The following is a 15569-nucleotide window of genomic DNA, read 5'->3' on the forward strand; positions in this document are numbered from 1 at the left end:
TATCCTGTTTTGTTATCGAACCGGGATCTTATGTTTGATAACGTGAGCGGTATTGTACCAATCCGCCAGTCACGAGGCTGGGGACATCGACATGTCGTTCTGTCAGAGGGGAAAAACGCGTGCTAACCTCGTGACTCATCCCAATATATAACGGAAGGGTGCATTCTCCCTTTTTTTAGTGTTACCATCGTTCGACCACATTGCAGCGCTCTCGTAGCGAATGCTGATGTGTCCCAGATTGTGTGCCAATTTAGCAATTGTTGGTTAGATGGCTTCACAACTAACTGTAAACAAACAAATTTTCTCTTTGTATGTGATCTTGCGTATGGGTCACCACTGCAAATAAGGACATAACATGCCTGTTATTACTCTTCCTGATGGCAGTCAACGCCATTACGACCACGCTGTAAGCCCCATGGATGTTGCTCTGGACATCGGTCCTGGTCTGGCGAAAGCCACCCTCGCTGGCCGCGTTAATGGCGAGCTGGTTGATGCTTCTGACCTGATCGAAAATGATGCGACGCTCTCTATCATCACCGCAAAAGATGAAGAAGGGCTGGAGATCATTCGTCACTCCTGTGCACACCTGTTAGGTCATGCGATCAAACAACTTTGGCCAAATACCAAGATGGCTATCGGTCCGGTTGTCGACAATGGTTTCTACTATGATGTGGACCTTGACCGTACGTTGACCCAGGAAGATATCGATGCGCTCGAGAAGCGGATGCACGAGCTCGCTGAGAAAAATTACGATGTCATTAAGAAAAAAGTCAGCTGGCACGAAGCGCGTGAAACCTTCGTGAAGCGTGGCGAGATTTATAAAGTCTCCATTCTTGATGAAAACATTGCCCATGATGACAAACCTGGTTTGTATCATCATGAAGAATATGTCGATATGTGTCGTGGTCCGCACGTGCCGAATATGCGCTTCTGCCATCACTTTAAACTGATGAAAACCGCAGGCGCATACTGGCGTGGCGACAGCGACAACAAGATGTTGCAGCGTATCTACGGAACGGCCTGGGCAGACAAAAAAGCCCTCAGTGCTTATCTGCAACGTCTGGAAGAAGCGGCAAAACGTGACCACCGTAAAATCGGTAAGCAGCTTGACCTGTATCACATGCAGGAAGAAGCGCCGGGTATGGTGTTCTGGCATAACGACGGCTGGACTATCTTCCGCGAACTGGAAGTCTTTGTGCGCTCCAAGCTCAAAGAGTATCAGTATCAGGAAGTGAAAGGGCCGTTCATGATGGACCGTGTGCTGTGGGAAAAAACCGGGCACTGGGACAACTACAAAGATGCGATGTTCACCACCTCTTCTGAGAACCGTGAATACTGCATCAAGCCGATGAACTGTCCGGGTCACGTACAGATCTTTAATCAGGGCCTGAAATCCTACCGCGACCTGCCGCTGCGTATGGCAGAGTTTGGTAGCTGCCATCGTAACGAGCCGTCAGGTGCGCTGCATGGTCTGATGCGTGTGCGTGGCTTCACCCAGGATGATGCGCATATCTTCTGTACTGAAGAGCAAATCCGCGATGAAGTTAACGCGTGCATCCGTATGGTCTACGATATGTACAGCACCTTTGGCTTCGAGAAAATCGTCGTCAAACTTTCCACTCGTCCCGAAAAACGTATCGGTAGCGATGAAATGTGGGATCGTGCTGAGGCGGATCTGGCCGTTGCGCTGGAAGAAAACAATATCCCATTTGAATACCAACTGGGTGAAGGCGCGTTCTACGGTCCGAAAATTGAATTTACCCTGTATGACTGTCTCGATCGCGCATGGCAGTGCGGTACTGTACAGCTGGACTTCTCTCTGCCGTCTCGTCTGAGCGCCTCGTATGTGGGCGAAAACAACGAGCGTCAGGTACCGGTTATGATTCACCGCGCAATTCTTGGGTCTATGGAACGTTTCATCGGTATCCTGACTGAAGAGTTCGCCGGCTTCTTCCCGACCTGGCTTGCGCCGGTTCAGGTAGTGGTGATGAACATTACCGATTCACAGTCTGAATACGTTAACGAATTGACGCAGAAACTACAAAATGCGGGCATTCGTGTAAAAGCAGACTTGAGAAATGAGAAGATAGGCTTTAAAATCCGCGAGCACACTTTACGTCGTGTCCCTTACATGTTGGTCTGTGGCGACAAAGAGGTAGAAGCCGGCAAAGTTGCCGTGCGTACCCGTCGTGGCAAAGACTTGGGCAGCCTGGACGTAAGTGAAGTGATTGAGAAGCTGCAACAAGAGATTCGCAGCCGCAGTCTTCAACAACTGGAGGAATAAGGTATTAAAGGCGGAAAACGAGTTCAAACGGCACGTCCGAATCGTATCAATGGCGAGATTCGCGCCCTGGAAGTTCGCTTAACAGGTCTGGAAGGCGAAGCTTTGGGTATTGTGAGTCTGAGAGAAGCTATCGAAAAAGCTGAAGAAGCTGGAGTAGATTTAGTTGAAATCAGCCCTAACGCCGAACCGCCAGTTTGTCGTATCATGGACTACGGCAAGTTCCTTTATGAAAAGAGTAAGTCTTCTAAGGAACAGAAGAAAAAGCAAAAAGTTATCCAGGTTAAGGAAATTAAATTCCGTCCTGGTACCGATGATGGCGACTATCAGGTAAAACTCCGCAGCCTGATTCGCTTTCTGGAAGATGGCGATAAGGCCAAGATCACGCTGCGTTTCCGCGGTCGTGAGATGGCCCACCAACAGATTGGTATGGAAGTGCTGACGCGCGTCCGTGACGATCTGAGTGAACTGGCAGTAGTCGAATCCTTCCCTACGAAGATCGAAGGCCGCCAGATGATCATGGTGCTCGCTCCTAAGAAGAAACAGTAAGGCCTTCAAGTAGCAATGTCTGTGGAGCCTGCGGGTTCCACAGCCGTTGTTCGCCTATGTTTCGTTTATTAACAATGCGAAGTGGAAGTTATTAAAATGCCAAAAATTAAGACCGTACGCGGTGCTGCTAAGCGCTTCAAAAAAACCGGTGGTGGTGGATTTAAGCGTAAGCACGCAAACCTGCGTCATATTCTGACCAAAAAATCGACTAAGCGTAAACGTCACCTGCGTCCAAAAGGCCTTGTTTCTAAAGGCGATCTGGGCCTGGTTATCGCGTGCCTGCCGTACGCATAAGCCGTTAACGTTTTTTTTAACTTTTTAATGCCCAATCGATTTCACCGTGGTGAAAGATGAAGGGCAAATCAGAATAGATACAGGAGAGCACATATGGCTCGCGTAAAACGTGGTGTAATTGCACGCGCACGTCACAAGAAAATTTTGAAACAAGCCAAAGGCTACTATGGTGCGCGTTCTCGCGTATACCGCGTTGCCTTCCAGGCCGTTATCAAAGCAGGTCAGTATGCTTACCGTGACCGTCGTCAACGTAAGCGTCAGTTCCGTCAACTGTGGATTGCGCGTATCAACGCAGCAGCACGTCAGAACGGTATTTCTTACAGCAAATTCATCAACGGCCTGAAAAAAGCCTCTGTTGAAATCGACCGTAAGATCCTGGCTGACATCGCAGTATTCGACAAAGTAGCGTTCACCGCTCTGGTCGAAAAAGCGAAAGCAGCTCTGGCATAAGCCAGTGAAAAGAGGGAGCCTGGCTCCCTCTCTTTTATTTGTTGTACCGTCAATGAGTTGACAATTGATCCGTAACCCTTTTCAATAAAGGTTCTCCGGTTTTACCACACAAGGTAACGCAAGCATGAATGCTGCTATTTTCCGCTTCTTTTTTTACTTTAGCACCTGACTCCGGGAGGCTAGCGCGTGAAAGAAGAAACGAAAAACAGCGCAAAAAAGCCTCCTGATGGAGGCTTTTTTTGTGCCCGAAATCGAGAGATTACGTTCAACGAACCGGTGTCTTCACCGACACAATGAGGAAAACCATGTCACATCTCGCAGAACTGGTAGCCAGTGCGAAGGCGGCCATTAACCAGGCGTCAGATGTTGCCGCGTTAGACAATGTGCGCGTCGAATATTTGGGCAAAAAAGGGCACCTGACCCTTCAGATGACGACTCTGCGCGAGCTGCCACCTGAAGAGCGTCCTGCAGCCGGTGCGGTGATTAACGAAGCGAAAGAGCAGGTACAGCAGGCGCTCAACGCACGTAAAGCGGATCTGGAAAACGCCGCGCTGAATGCACGACTGGCGGCGGAAACCATCGATGTTTCTCTGCCTGGTCGTCGTATTGAAAACGGTGGTCTGCATCCGGTAACCCGTACCATCGATCGTATTGAAAGCTTCTTTGGTGAGCTTGGCTTCACCGTGGCGACCGGTCCGGAAATCGAAGATGATTACCACAACTTTGATGCGCTGAATATTCCGGGTCACCATCCGGCCCGTGCAGATCACGATACCTTCTGGTTTGATGCAACGCGTCTGCTGCGTACCCAGACGTCTGGCGTCCAGATTCGTACCATGAAAGAAAAGCAGCCGCCGATTCGTATTATCGCGCCGGGTCGCGTGTATCGTAACGACTACGATCAGACGCATACCCCGATGTTCCACCAGATGGAAGGCCTGATTGTGGATACCAACATCAGCTTTACCAACCTGAAAGGGACGCTGCATGACTTCCTGCGCAACTTCTTTGAAGAAGATTTGCAGATTCGCTTCCGTCCTTCTTATTTCCCGTTTACTGAGCCGTCTGCAGAAGTGGACGTAATGGGTAAAAACGGCAAATGGCTGGAAGTGCTGGGGTGCGGCATGGTGCATCCGAACGTTCTGCGTAACGTCGGCATCGACCCGGAAATCTACTCGGGTTTTGCGTTTGGGATGGGTATGGAGCGTCTGACCATGTTGCGTTACGGTGTCACTGACCTGCGTGCGTTCTTCGAAAACGATCTGCGTTTCCTCAAACAGTTTAAATAAAGGCAGGATAAAACAATGAAATTCAGTGAACTGTGGTTACGCGAGTGGGTTAACCCGGCTATCGACAGCGACGCGTTGTCGAATCAAATCACCATGGCAGGCCTGGAAGTTGACGGTGTTGACGCGGTCGCCGGTGAATTTAACGGCGTGGTGGTGGGTGAAGTGGTTGAATGTGGCCAGCACCCAAATGCGGACAAGCTGCGCGTGACGAAAGTTAACGTCGGTGGTGAGCGTCTGCTGGACATCGTCTGCGGCGCGCCAAACTGCCGTCAGGGGTTGAAGGTGGCGGTTGCGACTATCGGTGCCGTTCTGCCGGGCGATTTTAAAATTAAAGCGGCTAAGCTGCGCGGCGAGCCGTCCGAAGGCATGCTGTGCTCTTTCTCCGAACTGGGCATTTCCGACGATCACAGCGGCATTATTGAACTGCCGGTAGATGCGCCGATCGGTACCGACATTCGCGAGTATCTGAAGCTTAATGACAATACCATTGAGATCAGCGTCACGCCTAACCGTGCTGACTGCTTAGGGATCATCGGTGTGGCCCGCGATGTGGCTGTGCTGAACAAAGCGCCGCTGGTTGAGCCGGAAATCGTGCCGGTTGCGGCAACTGTCAGCGATGTCCTGCCGATTACCGTAGAAGCCTCCGACGCCTGCCCGCGGTATCTGGGTCGTGTGGTGAAAGGCATCAATGTGAAAGCGCCTACACCGTTGTGGATGAAAGAAAAACTGCGTCGTTGTGGTATTCGCTCCATTGATGCGGTGGTTGACGTTACCAACTACGTGTTGCTCGAACTGGGTCAGCCGATGCACGCCTTTGATAAAGACCGCATTGAAGGCGGGATTGTCGTTCGCATGGCGAAAGAGGGCGAAACGCTGGTGCTGCTCGATGGCAGTGAAGCGAAGCTGAACGCAGATACGCTGGTGATTGCCGATCATCAGAAAGCGCTGGCGATGGGCGGCATCTTTGGTGGCGAACATTCAGGCGTGAACGATGAAACACAAAACGTGCTGCTGGAATGTGCATTCTTCAGCCCGCTGTCGATTACCGGTCGTGCGCGCCGTCATGGCCTGCATACCGATGCTTCTCACCGCTATGAGCGCGGTGTCGATCCTGCGCTGCAGTACAAAGCGATGGAACGTGCCACCCGTCTGCTGATGGACATCTGCGGCGGCGAAGCCGGTCCGGTCATTGATGTGACGGATGAAGCGACGCTGCCGAAGCGTGCCACCATTACGTTGCGCCGTAGCAAACTGGATCGCCTGATTGGTCATCACATTGCTGATGCGCTGGTGAGCGACATTCTGCGTCGTCTGGGCTGTGATGTGACAGAAGGCGAAGGCGAGTGGCAGGCCGTTGCGCCGAGCTGGCGTTTCGACATGGAAATTGAAGAAGACCTGGTTGAAGAAGTCGCCCGCGTGTATGGCTACGACAACATCCCTGACGAACCCATCCAGGCCGGTCTTATCATGGGGACGCATCGTGAAGCGGATCTGTCGCTGAAACGTGTGAAAACCTTGCTGAACGACAAAGGCTACCAGGAAGTCATTACCTATAGCTTCGTCGATCCGAAAGTACAGCAGTTGCTCCACCCAGGTGAAGAGGCGCTGCTGCTGCCAAGCCCAATCTCCATCGAAATGTCGGCAATGCGCCTGTCGCTGTGGACAGGGTTACTGGCAACGGTGGTATACAACCAGAACCGTCAGCAGAACCGCGTACGTATTTTTGAAAGCGGGCTGCGTTTTGTGCCGGATACCCAGGCCAACCTGGGCATTCGTCAGGATCTGATGCTGGCTGGCGTTATCTGTGGTAACCGCTACGATGAGCACTGGGACCTGGCAAAAGAGACCGTTGATTTCTATGATTTGAAGGGCGATCTGGAAGCGGTGTTGGATCTGACCGATAAACTCGGCGACATTCAGTTCAGAGCAGAGGCCAATCCTGCACTGCATCCAGGACAGTCTGCAGCGATTTATCTGAAAGGTGAACGCATTGGTTTCATTGGTGTTGTTCATCCTGAACTGGAACGTAAGCTGGATCTCAATGGCCGTACTCTGGTGTTCGAACTGGAGTGGAACAAGCTCGCAGACCGCGTGGTGCCTCAGGCGCGCGAGATTTCACGCTTCCCGGCGAACCGTCGCGACATCGCTGTCGTTGTCGCAGAAAACGTTCCCGCTGCTGATATTTTATCCGAGTGTAAGAAAGTTGGCGTAAATCAGGTAGTTGGCGTAAACTTATTTGACGTGTACCGTGGTAAGGGTGTTGCGGAGGGGTATAAGAGCCTCGCCATTAGCCTGATCCTTCAGGATACCAGCCGTACACTCGAAGAAGAGGAGATTGCCGCTACCGTCGCCAAATGTGTAGAGGCATTAAAAGAGCGATTCCAGGCATCATTGAGGGATTGAACCTATGGCGCTTACAAAAGCTGAAATGTCAGAATATCTGTTTGATAAGCTTGGGCTTAGCAAGCGGGATGCCAAAGAACTGGTCGAACTGTTTTTCGAAGAGATCCGTCGTGCTCTGGAAAACGGTGAGCAGGTAAAACTCTCTGGTTTTGGTAACTTCGATCTGCGTGATAAGAATCAACGTCCGGGACGTAACCCGAAAACGGGCGAAGATATTCCCATTACAGCACGGCGCGTAGTGACCTTCAGACCCGGACAGAAGTTAAAGAGCCGAGTCGAAAACGCTTCGCCCAAAGATGAGTAATCAGATCTAACCAAAAAGGCCGCTTTTGCGGCCTTTTTTCTTTTCTGCGAAGATGTCGCACCGTAGAATCAATGACATCTTTTTCAGTTGAACGGAAATCATGCTGACTTTTGCCCGTCAACAACAGCGACAACATGTGCGCTGGATCCTGAGCCTGTCGGTACTGATGCTACTGACACTGCTGTTAAGTCTGTGCGCCGGAGAGCAGTGGATATCGCCTGCTGACTGGCTGACGCCGCGCGGTGAACTCTTTGTCTGGCAAATTCGCCTTCCGCGCGCGCTGGCCGTGCTGCTGGTAGGGGCGGCGCTGGCCTTGTCCGGCGCAGTGATGCAGGCACTGTTTGAAAACCCGCTTGCGGAACCGGGGCTGCTCGGCGTCTCCAACGGTGCAGGCGTGGGACTGATCGCCGCAGTGCTGCTGGGGAAGGGCGTGCTTCCACACTGGGTGCTCGGACTGTGTGCCATTGTCGGCGCGCTGGTCATTACCCTGATCCTCTTGCGTTTTGCCCGCCGTCATCTTTCGACCAGTCGCCTGCTGCTTGCCGGGGTGGCGCTGGGGATTATCTGTAGCGCCCTGATGACCTGGGCCATCTATTTTTCAACCTCATTCGATCTGCGTCAGTTAATGTACTGGATGATGGGTGGGTTTGGCGGCGTCAACTGGGAGCAGGCATGGCTGATGCTGGCCCTGATCCCGGTACTGGTGTGGATCTGCTGTCAGTCACAGGCGATGAACATGCTGGCGTTGGGAGAAACGTCTGCCCGACAGTTGGGACTTCCCCTGTGGTTCTGGCGTAATTTGTTGGTGGTCGCTACCGGGTGGATGGTCGGGGTGAGCGTGGCGCTTGCGGGGGCCATTGGTTTTATTGGCCTGGTGATCCCCCATATTCTACGCCTGTGCGGCTTAACGGACCATCGCGTCCTGTTGCCTGCCTGCGCGCTGGCGGGCGCCATTGCGCTGCTGCTGGCGGATGTAGTGGCTCGGCTGGCGCTTGCTTCTGCGGAGTTACCGATTGGCGTGGTCACCGCGACGCTCGGGGCGCCGGTCTTTATCTGGCTGTTACTCAAAGCCGGACGTTAGGTATGACAAGACGGTCTATGATTAGATGCTGGTATTTGAATCACTCACGATCCTGGAGAGGCTATGCAAGACTCGATTCTGAACACTGAAGTGACGACGATTGATGGCGAGGTCACGACCCTCGAAAAGTATGCGGGCAATGTGCTGCTGGTGGTGAACGTGGCGTCAAAATGCGGTCTGACCCCGCAGTATGAGCAACTGGAAAATATTCAGAAAGCGTGGGCCGATCGTGGCTTTACCGTGCTGGGCTTTCCCTGCAATCAGTTCCTCGGACAGGAACCTGGCAGCGAAGATGAGATTAAAACTTACTGTGCCACGACCTGGGGCGTGACCTTCCCGATGTTCAGCAAGATTGAGGTGAACGGGGACGGGCGCCATCCGCTGTACCAGAAGCTGATTGCCGCTGCGCCGACGGCGGTGGCCCCTGAAGGAAGCGGTTTTTATGAGCGAATGGTCAGCAAAGGGCGCGCGCCGCTTAATCCGGGCGATATCCTGTGGAACTTCGAGAAGTTCCTCGTGGGCCGGGATGGCAAGGTAGTACAGCGTTTTTCACCTGATATGACGCCGGAAGATCCTATCGTCATGGAAAGTATCAAACTCGCGTTGGCTAAATAATGTCTTCACTGATGCAGTTACAGGATGTTGCCGATATCCCCCGGTTGGGGCCTTTGTGTGGGGAGATCCGCGCGGGGGAAATCCTGCATCTGGTAGGGCCGAACGGTGCCGGGAAAAGCACGCTGCTGGCGCGAATGGCTGGCCTAACCAGTGGCGCGGGAACCATCACCCTGGCCGGTACTGAGCTGGCGTCGTGGCCCGCAGCCAAACTTGCCCGGCATCGCGCTTATCTGGCGCAGCAGCAGAATCCGCCCTTTGCGATGCCGGTATGGCACTTTCTGACGCTGCATCAGGCGGACAAAACGCGGACTGACCAGCTTACTGCGGTGGCCGAGTCGCTGGGGCTGGCAGACAAGCTCGGGCGCAATGCGAAGGAACTCTCGGGCGGTGAATGGCAGCGTGTACGCCTTGCTGCCGTGATCCTGCAAATCGCGCCAGAGACCAATCCGCAGGGGCAGTTGCTGCTACTTGATGAACCCATGAACAGCCTCGATGTTGCACAACAGAATGCGCTGGATCGCATTCTGAATCGCCTGTGTGAGCAGGGGATTGCCATCGTGATGAGTAGTCACGATCTGAATCATACCTTGCGTCACGCGCATCGGGCATGGTTGCTCAAACAGGGGAAACTGCTTGCCAGCGGTCCGCGTGATGAGGTGCTGACACCGGCGCATTTAACACGAGCCTATGGGCTGCACTTCCGGCGTCTTGACATCGAAGGTCACAGAATGGTTATATCAACCACTTAAACGAAATGGTTTCTTGAAAACCCGCGTAAATACCCGCTATATGGGGTGAAGAATAGAAAAACAGAGGATTCGCCTGAATGCGTTTCTGGTTTCTTTTTTGCACAGCACTGTTGTTGGCAGGATGTAGTAGCCACCGAGCGCCGCCGCCCAATGCCCGGCTCTCTGATTCCATCACCGTTATTGCCGGATTAAATGATCAACTCCAGACCTGGCGCGGTACACCGTATCGTTACGGCGGCATGAGCCGCGGTGGCGTGGATTGTTCCGGCTTTGTGCTGATGACCATGCGCGACCAGTTCGCTTTGCAACTGCCGCGTGAAACCCGTCAACAGGCAAAACTGGGGACGGAAATCGATAAAGATGAATTACTGCCTGGCGATCTGGTGTTTTTCAAAACCGGATCGGGAGAGAGCGGTTTACATGTGGGTATTTATGATACCAACGGTCAATTTATTCATGCGTCAACCAGTCGTGGCGTGATGCGCTCGTCGCTGGATAATGTTTACTGGCGGAAAAACTTTTGGCAGGCGAGACGGATTTAGTTGCAAAGTGTTATTTCTGATTGAGGGCGCGCCTCGCTTTTATTGTCGGGAAAAGAACAATGCTGGCTAAGTGTTTATAATCAGGATAAGCTGAAAACAAAGGAACCGGGACTCCGGGTGAAAAGGACAACATGAACATTTCCCCTCTGTCATTAAAAAAGATGGATGACGACATCCTGTGTAATAGGTTGCCGAATCACTCCCAGTGTGTGGGGCTACCGTGATGAATATTTCACTGGATAATGTGTACCATTCTGAACTCTATTTTCAGCCCGCCCGGAATGTACAACGGAAACTTATCGGTTTAAGTATTATCGCAAACTTTGTCAGTGATGACGACAAGGTTCGCATCCCTACGGATCTGGTGCTTCCGCGACTTTCTCCCGAAGAGCAGTGCCAACTGTTTGTCGAAAAACTGGCCCTGCTCGAAACGTGCCAACACTTTTTTATTCAACATAAACTTGTCGCCTGGATTTATATAACCCCGGCAGTTGTACCGTTATTATTAATGGATAGTGAGCGCGTTTCTGCCGTTAAACGATTTTCATTTCTGGAATTGATGATTAATGAGAATTTTCCCGAACTGTCTGACGGAAAAGAGAATAAAACGCTGACCGCGCTTGTCGAACGTTTTCCTCTGGTACTGGCCAATTTCGGTGCAGGAGAAAGTGCCAACAAAGCCATATTCGATGGGTTATTTAAACGCATAATACTGGACCGGAATTTTGTTCATCGCCGGGCTACGCAGCTCTCCTTCGAACCGTTCATGCGCGCCATTCTCACGCAAGTTTCCCCTTATTGTGAATCGCTGATGATCGCCGGTATCGACAACGAAGCGATGTTGACCCGCGTGATGCCATTCGGTTTTGGTGCCATGCAGGGCGGTCTGTGGCCTGCTGTCACCGCGGATCAGGTAACCCAGTTACTCCACGGATAACCTTTCTGTTTGCTGGTGTTTATGCCGGTATTAACCGTCTACACTACAGGCAGGAGGCCCTATGACCCTGTCTTTTACAGCCCGCTGGCGCGATGAACTGCCAGCAACATTTACCGCACTGTCGCCAACGCCGCTGAATAAGTCACGGCTGATTTGGCACAATGATGCGCTTGCCGAACAACTGGGTATCCCCGACTCGCTTTTTCATCCTGACGGCCCGGCGGGGGTCTGGGGCGGTGAGACACTGCTAGCGGGAATGTCTCCGCTGGCGCAGGTCTATAGCGGTCATCAGTTTGGCGTCTGGGCGGGCCAACTGGGCGACGGGCGTGGCATCTTGCTGGGTGAGCAGTTGCTTGCCGATGGCAGCACGATGGACTGGCATCTGAAAGGCGCGGGTTTGACGCCGTATTCGCGCATGGGGGATGGTCGTGCGGTATTGCGCTCCACTCTCCGTGAAAGCCTCGCCAGTGAAGCGATGCACTATCTGGGGATACCGACAACCCGGGCGCTGGCGATTGTCACCAGCGAAACGCCGGTTTACCGTGAAACGGTGGAGGCGGGGGCGATGCTGATGCGACTGGCGCAAAGCCACATGCGATTCGGCCATTTTGAGCATTTCTATTATCGCCGCGAACCGGAAAACGTTCAGCAACTGGCGGATTTCGCGATTCGCCATTACTGGCCGCACCTCCAGCAGGAAGCCGATAAGTACATTCTCTGGTTTCGCGACGTGGTCGCGCGGACCGCGTCACTGATAGCCGACTGGCAAACCGTAGGTTTTGCGCACGGGGTGATGAACACCGATAACATGTCGATTCTTGGACTGACGATGGACTACGGTCCGTTTGGTTTTCTGGATGATTATGAGCCGGGGTTCATTTGTAACCATTCAGACCATCAGGGGCGCTACAGTTTCGATAATCAACCTGCGGTGGGTCTGTGGAATCTACAGCGACTCGCGCAAAGCCTGTCGCCCTTTATCCCGGTTGAGGCGCTGAATGATGCCCTCGACGGCTACCAGGCGGCGCTATTGACGCGCTACGGTCAGCGGATGCGGCAGAAACTGGGCTTCATGACCGAACAAAGGGATGACAACGAACTGCTGAACGAATTGTTCAGCCTGATGGCCCGCGAGCGCAGTGACTACACCCGCACCTTCCGCATGCTGAGCGTCACCGAACAGCAGAGCAGCGCATCGCCCTTGCGCGATGAATTTATCGACCGTGCCGCATTTGACGACTGGTTCTCGCGCTACAGAACGCGTTTACAGCGCGATGAAGTCGCCGATGCGACGCGCCAGTCGCTGATGCAAAGCGCCAATCCGTCCGTGGTGCTACGTAACTGGCTGGCGCAACGAGCTATTGAAGCGGCGGAAAAAGGCGATATGAGCGAACTGCATCGCTTGCACGCCGTACTGCGGGAGCCTTTCCGCGAGCGCGATGATGATTACAGCCATCGTCCGCCGGACTGGGGAAAGCGTCTGGAAGTCAGCTGTTCAAGCTGATGTTCTACTTGGTCAGCAAGAGTTTACCTGCCTGCGTTCGACGCAGCAGGTACTCCTGACCGTCGTGATCGATAATTACCTTACCGTCATCACCTAACAGTTTCTGACTGCTGATCTTGCGGATGGGCGCAGGCGGGGGAACCGCGTTTTCTTGTTCCTTAAGACGGGGTGCTTCAATGTTATCCATACGGGTATCACGGCTGATTAATAATAATTAATGTCACAATGATTTTTATTATCAATAATGTGCGCGACAACAACAAGTATTAAATGTGGTAGTTTGCGAAAAGGGGAGAAGAATTGCCCATCCCCGAAAGGATGGGCGAGCGGTCAGAAACGACTGTCAACCGCGCAGGCCAGCTTGCTCAGCAGCAGTTCAGTGTCTTCCCAGTTAAGGCAAGGATCGGTTACCGACTGACCGTAGACCAGCGGCTGTCCGCTGACGATTTTCTGCGTACCTTCACGCAGAAAACTTTCCGCCATAATACCGGCGATGGCCGTCGATCCGTTACGGATCTGCTGGCAAATATCATCACAGACATCCAACTGACGACGATGCTGTTTCTGGCAGTTGCCGTGGCTGAAATCAACGACCAGATGTTCAGGCAGATCAAATTCATGCAGCGTACTGCAGGCCGCCGCAATATCTTCAGCATGGTAGTTTGGCTTTTTGCCGCCACGCATAATGATATGGCCATAGGGGTTACCGCTGGTCTGATAAATGGTCATCTGACCGGTCTTATCAGGCGAGAGGAACATATGACTGGCGCGGGAGGCGCGGATCGCGTCAACGGCGATACGGGTATTTCCGTCGGTGCCGTTTTTAAAGCCGACCGGGCAGGAGAGTGCCGAGGCCATTTCGCGGTGGATCTGGCTTTCGGTGGTTCGCGCGCCAATGGCGCCCCAACTGATCAGATCGGCAATAAATTGCCCGGTCACCATATCGAGAAATTCCGTGGCGGTCGGGATGCCCAGTTCATTGACCTGCAACAGCAGTTTGCGCGCCAGTTCAATACCGTGGTTCACGCGATAGCTGCCATTGAGGTCCGGATCGGAAATGAGACCTTTCCAGCCGACGACAGTGCGTGGCTTTTCAAAATAGGTGCGCATGACGATTTCCAGGCGCGCCTGGTGCTGAGTACGCAGCGCCTGTAAACGCGTGGCGTACTCCAGAGCGGCGTCAAGATCGTGAATGGAGCACGGTCCCACAATGACCAGCAAACGGCGGTCTTCGCCATTCAGTATTCTTTCTATCCGGCGTCGGGAGTCGGTGACGTGGCTGGCGACGGCGGACGACACAGGATGCCGTTGCGCAAGTTCAGCGGGCGTAACCAGACTGTCTATACGCGCGGTACGCAGTTCATCGGTTCTGTTCATGACAATTCTCAGAAATTTGTGGCTTCTACGGCAGAGGTACCGGGAAGTGATGGGCACAACCTTAAACCAATCCCTGCTGATTTCAAGTGCGAGGTGGATCACACCTCGCGACAGAACGGTATGATAACAAAAAAACAGAACTCACGAACTAGTTTGTTAGTACATGCGTCGACTTAGTCCCATGATGTCGAGGATTTTAGTGGCAATCTCCTCAACCGAATAGTTAGTACTGTTCAACCATGGGATCTGGTTTTTACGATAGAGCGCCTCGACTTCAGCCACTTCCATACGGCACTGGCGCAGGGACGCGTAGCGGCTGTTTTCCCGGCGTTCTTCGCGAATGGCCGCCAGACGCTCAGGGTCAATCGTCAGACCAAACAGTTTATGTTGTAGGGGTTTTAACGACGCGGGCAGAACCAGATTGTCCATGTCGTCGGCAATAAAGGGATAGTTCGCCGCGCGGATGCCAAACTGCATCGCCAGGTAGAGACTGGTGGGCGTTTTGCCGCAGCGCGAGACGCCCAACAAAATCACCTGCGCCTGGTCGAGGTTGCGCAACGAAATGCCATCATCGTGGGCCAGGGTGTAATCGATGGCGGCGATCCGCGCATCATACTTGATCAGGTTACCCGGATTCAGCCCGTGAGTCCGGTGGGCAATCGGTGTGGGGTAGAGTTTCATTTCGTGTTGCAGCGGAGTGATCAGCGCCTGCACGATATCCTGACAGAAGCCTTCGCTTTGCAGGATGATGGAGCGGATTTCCGGCAATACAATCGAATAGAACACCAGTGGACGCACGCCGGTTTGTTGAAAAATGGCGTCGATCTGGTCCTTAACGGCACGGGCACGGTTCTCATTTTCGACAAACGGTAGCGTGATACTGCTGATAGTGACGGGGAACTGCGACATCACCGCATGGCCCAATACTTCAGCGGTAATTGCCGTACCATCGGAAATATAAAATACGTGACGATCTACAGCATTATCCATTTTCACACCCTGGAAGTCAGTCATAATTCTCTGAAAGCATAAATTAAAATTACTCTGAAGCGTAGAAAATAACGCTCATTTTAAAAATGAAATGGTATTTTTATATTTTATGAAAAGTACATTTCATTTTCTGGAACAGATGTTTATACCGACACATTTTGTGGGGATCGCCCGCCACTCGTGGGTTTGCGCAAATGGGTAAAC

Annotated in this window: 17 protein-coding genes and 1 other annotated feature; of the genes, 14 read left to right on the forward strand and 3 right to left on the reverse strand. The window is 52.7% G+C overall.

From position 1 onward, the window contains the following. Window positions 1-355 precede the first annotated feature (355 nt). The 14 genes from thrS to selO all read left to right on the forward strand — a co-directional run bounded on the left by thrS (window position 356) and on the right by selO (window position 12998). Complete coding sequence (gene thrS, locus QQZ17_RS06485; protein WP_043000876.1) at window positions 356-2284, forward strand: threonine--tRNA ligase; 1929 nt, start codon at window positions 356-358, stop codon at window positions 2282-2284. Window positions 2285-2287: 3 nt separating this feature from the next. Further along, entirely contained in the window at window positions 2288-2830 is a 543-nt protein-coding gene (gene infC, locus QQZ17_RS06490; protein ID WP_052746887.1) for a translation initiation factor IF-3, read from the forward strand. 96 nt (window positions 2831-2926) lie between these two features. Further along, on the forward strand, window positions 2927-3124 hold the full coding sequence (gene rpmI, locus QQZ17_RS06495; RefSeq protein ID WP_003030583.1) for a 50S ribosomal protein L35: 198 nt from the start codon (window positions 2927-2929) through the stop codon (window positions 3122-3124). Between the two features lie 93 nt (window positions 3125-3217). Beyond that, window positions 3218-3574 (forward strand): 50S ribosomal protein L20, encoded by a 357-nt coding sequence (rplT, locus tag QQZ17_RS06500; protein WP_000124850.1) that lies wholly within the window; start codon window positions 3218-3220, stop codon window positions 3572-3574. 119 nt (window positions 3575-3693) lie between these two features. Next, window positions 3694-3817: a sequence feature (Phe leader region), on the forward strand. Continuing rightward, window positions 3699-3743, forward strand: coding sequence for a pheST operon leader peptide PheM (gene pheM, locus QQZ17_RS06505; RefSeq protein WP_001386830.1), 45 nt, complete (start codon window positions 3699-3701; stop codon window positions 3741-3743). Its footprint overlaps the feature before it by 45 nt. A 62-nt stretch (window positions 3818-3879) precedes the next feature. Further along, window positions 3880-4863 carry a phenylalanine--tRNA ligase subunit alpha gene (gene pheS, locus QQZ17_RS06510; RefSeq protein ID WP_152404906.1) on the forward strand — a complete coding sequence of 328 codons (984 nt, stop codon included), beginning with the start codon at window positions 3880-3882 and terminating at the stop codon, window positions 4861-4863. 15 nt (window positions 4864-4878) lie between these two features. Continuing rightward, the gene (gene pheT, locus QQZ17_RS06515; protein ID WP_152404905.1) at window positions 4879-7266 is read left to right on the forward strand and encodes a phenylalanine--tRNA ligase subunit beta; all 2388 of its coding nucleotides are present in this window, start codon (window positions 4879-4881) and stop codon (window positions 7264-7266) included. Window positions 7267-7270: 4 nt separating this feature from the next. Then, a complete protein-coding gene (ihfA, locus tag QQZ17_RS06520; RefSeq protein WP_001229265.1) occupies window positions 7271-7570 on the forward strand; it encodes an integration host factor subunit alpha in 300 nt (99 codons plus the stop codon). 100 nt (window positions 7571-7670) lie between these two features. Then, window positions 7671-8651 (forward strand): vitamin B12 ABC transporter permease BtuC, encoded by a 981-nt coding sequence (btuC, locus tag QQZ17_RS06525; RefSeq protein WP_152404904.1) that lies wholly within the window; start codon window positions 7671-7673, stop codon window positions 8649-8651. A gap of 63 nt (window positions 8652-8714) precedes the next feature. Then, complete coding sequence (locus QQZ17_RS06530) at window positions 8715-9266, forward strand: glutathione peroxidase (RefSeq protein WP_152404903.1); 552 nt, start codon at window positions 8715-8717, stop codon at window positions 9264-9266. Next, window positions 9266-10015, forward strand: a complete 750-nt coding sequence (gene btuD / locus QQZ17_RS06535) for a vitamin B12 ABC transporter ATP-binding protein BtuD (RefSeq protein ID WP_152404902.1) — start codon at window positions 9266-9268, stop codon at window positions 10013-10015. Before QQZ17_RS06530 ends, btuD begins: the two co-directional genes overlap by 1 nt. Window positions 10016-10092: 77 nt before the next feature. After that, window positions 10093-10557: a C40 family peptidase gene (locus QQZ17_RS06540; RefSeq protein ID WP_152404901.1), complete on the forward strand. Its 465-nt coding sequence runs from the start codon at window positions 10093-10095 to the stop codon at window positions 10555-10557. A 223-nt stretch (window positions 10558-10780) separates the two neighbouring features. Further along, on the forward strand, window positions 10781-11494 hold the full coding sequence (locus tag QQZ17_RS06545) for an EAL domain-containing protein (RefSeq protein ID WP_178823907.1): 714 nt from the start codon (window positions 10781-10783) through the stop codon (window positions 11492-11494). Between the two features lie 61 nt (window positions 11495-11555). Next, entirely contained in the window at window positions 11556-12998 is a 1443-nt protein-coding gene (gene selO, locus QQZ17_RS06550) for a protein adenylyltransferase SelO (RefSeq protein WP_152404899.1), read from the forward strand. A 4-nt stretch (window positions 12999-13002) separates the two neighbouring features. On the opposite strand, the gene hemP is transcribed toward selO, so the two are convergent. The 3 genes from hemP to ppsR form a co-directional block, all read right to left on the reverse strand. Beyond that, on the reverse strand, window positions 13003-13185 hold the full coding sequence (gene hemP, locus QQZ17_RS06555) for a hemin uptake protein HemP (protein WP_152404898.1): 183 nt from the start codon (window positions 13183-13185) through the stop codon (window positions 13003-13005). 143 nt (window positions 13186-13328) lie between these two features. Beyond that, on the reverse strand, window positions 13329-14375 hold the full coding sequence (aroH, locus tag QQZ17_RS06560) for a 3-deoxy-7-phosphoheptulonate synthase AroH (RefSeq protein ID WP_152404897.1): 1047 nt from the start codon (window positions 14373-14375) through the stop codon (window positions 13329-13331). 156 nt (window positions 14376-14531) lie between these two features. Beyond that, window positions 14532-15365, reverse strand: coding sequence for a posphoenolpyruvate synthetase regulatory kinase/phosphorylase PpsR (ppsR, locus tag QQZ17_RS06565; RefSeq protein ID WP_094465393.1), 834 nt, complete (start codon window positions 15363-15365; stop codon window positions 14532-14534). Between the last annotated feature and the right edge of the window lie 204 nt (window positions 15366-15569).

The organism is Citrobacter sp. T1.2D-1 (assembly GCF_950098555.1).
Taxonomy (GTDB): domain Bacteria; phylum Pseudomonadota; class Gammaproteobacteria; order Enterobacterales; family Enterobacteriaceae; genus Citrobacter_A; species Citrobacter_A telavivensis.

Bases quoted from the DNA above. Each gene is read 5' to 3' on its own strand.
- thrS (WP_043000876.1), top strand. From the start codon at position 356: ATGCCTGTTATTACTCTTCCTGATGGCAGTCAACGCCATTACGACCAC.
- rpmI (WP_003030583.1), top strand. From the start codon at position 2,927: ATGCCAAAAATTAAGACCGTACGCGGTGCTGCTAAGCGCTTCAAAAAA.
- rplT (WP_000124850.1), top strand. From the start codon at position 3,218: ATGGCTCGCGTAAAACGTGGTGTAATTGCACGCGCACGTCACAAGAAA.
- pheS (WP_152404906.1), top strand. From the start codon at position 3,880: ATGTCACATCTCGCAGAACTGGTAGCCAGTGCGAAGGCGGCCATTAAC.
- pheT (WP_152404905.1), top strand. From the start codon at position 4,879: ATGAAATTCAGTGAACTGTGGTTACGCGAGTGGGTTAACCCGGCTATC.
- ihfA (WP_001229265.1), top strand. From the start codon at position 7,271: ATGGCGCTTACAAAAGCTGAAATGTCAGAATATCTGTTTGATAAGCTT.
- btuC (WP_152404904.1), top strand. From the start codon at position 7,671: ATGCTGACTTTTGCCCGTCAACAACAGCGACAACATGTGCGCTGGATC.
- QQZ17_RS06530 (WP_152404903.1), top strand. From the start codon at position 8,715: ATGCAAGACTCGATTCTGAACACTGAAGTGACGACGATTGATGGCGAG.
- btuD (WP_152404902.1), top strand. From the start codon at position 9,266: ATGTCTTCACTGATGCAGTTACAGGATGTTGCCGATATCCCCCGGTTG.
- QQZ17_RS06540 (WP_152404901.1), top strand. From the start codon at position 10,093: ATGCGTTTCTGGTTTCTTTTTTGCACAGCACTGTTGTTGGCAGGATGT.
- QQZ17_RS06545 (WP_178823907.1), top strand. From the start codon at position 10,781: ATGAATATTTCACTGGATAATGTGTACCATTCTGAACTCTATTTTCAG.
- selO (WP_152404899.1), top strand. From the start codon at position 11,556: ATGACCCTGTCTTTTACAGCCCGCTGGCGCGATGAACTGCCAGCAACA.
- hemP (WP_152404898.1), bottom strand. From the start codon at position 13,185: ATGGATAACATTGAAGCACCCCGTCTTAAGGAACAAGAAAACGCGGTT.
- aroH (WP_152404897.1), bottom strand. From the start codon at position 14,375: ATGAACAGAACCGATGAACTGCGTACCGCGCGTATAGACAGTCTGGTT.
- ppsR (WP_094465393.1), bottom strand. From the start codon at position 15,365: ATGGATAATGCTGTAGATCGTCACGTATTTTATATTTCCGATGGTACG.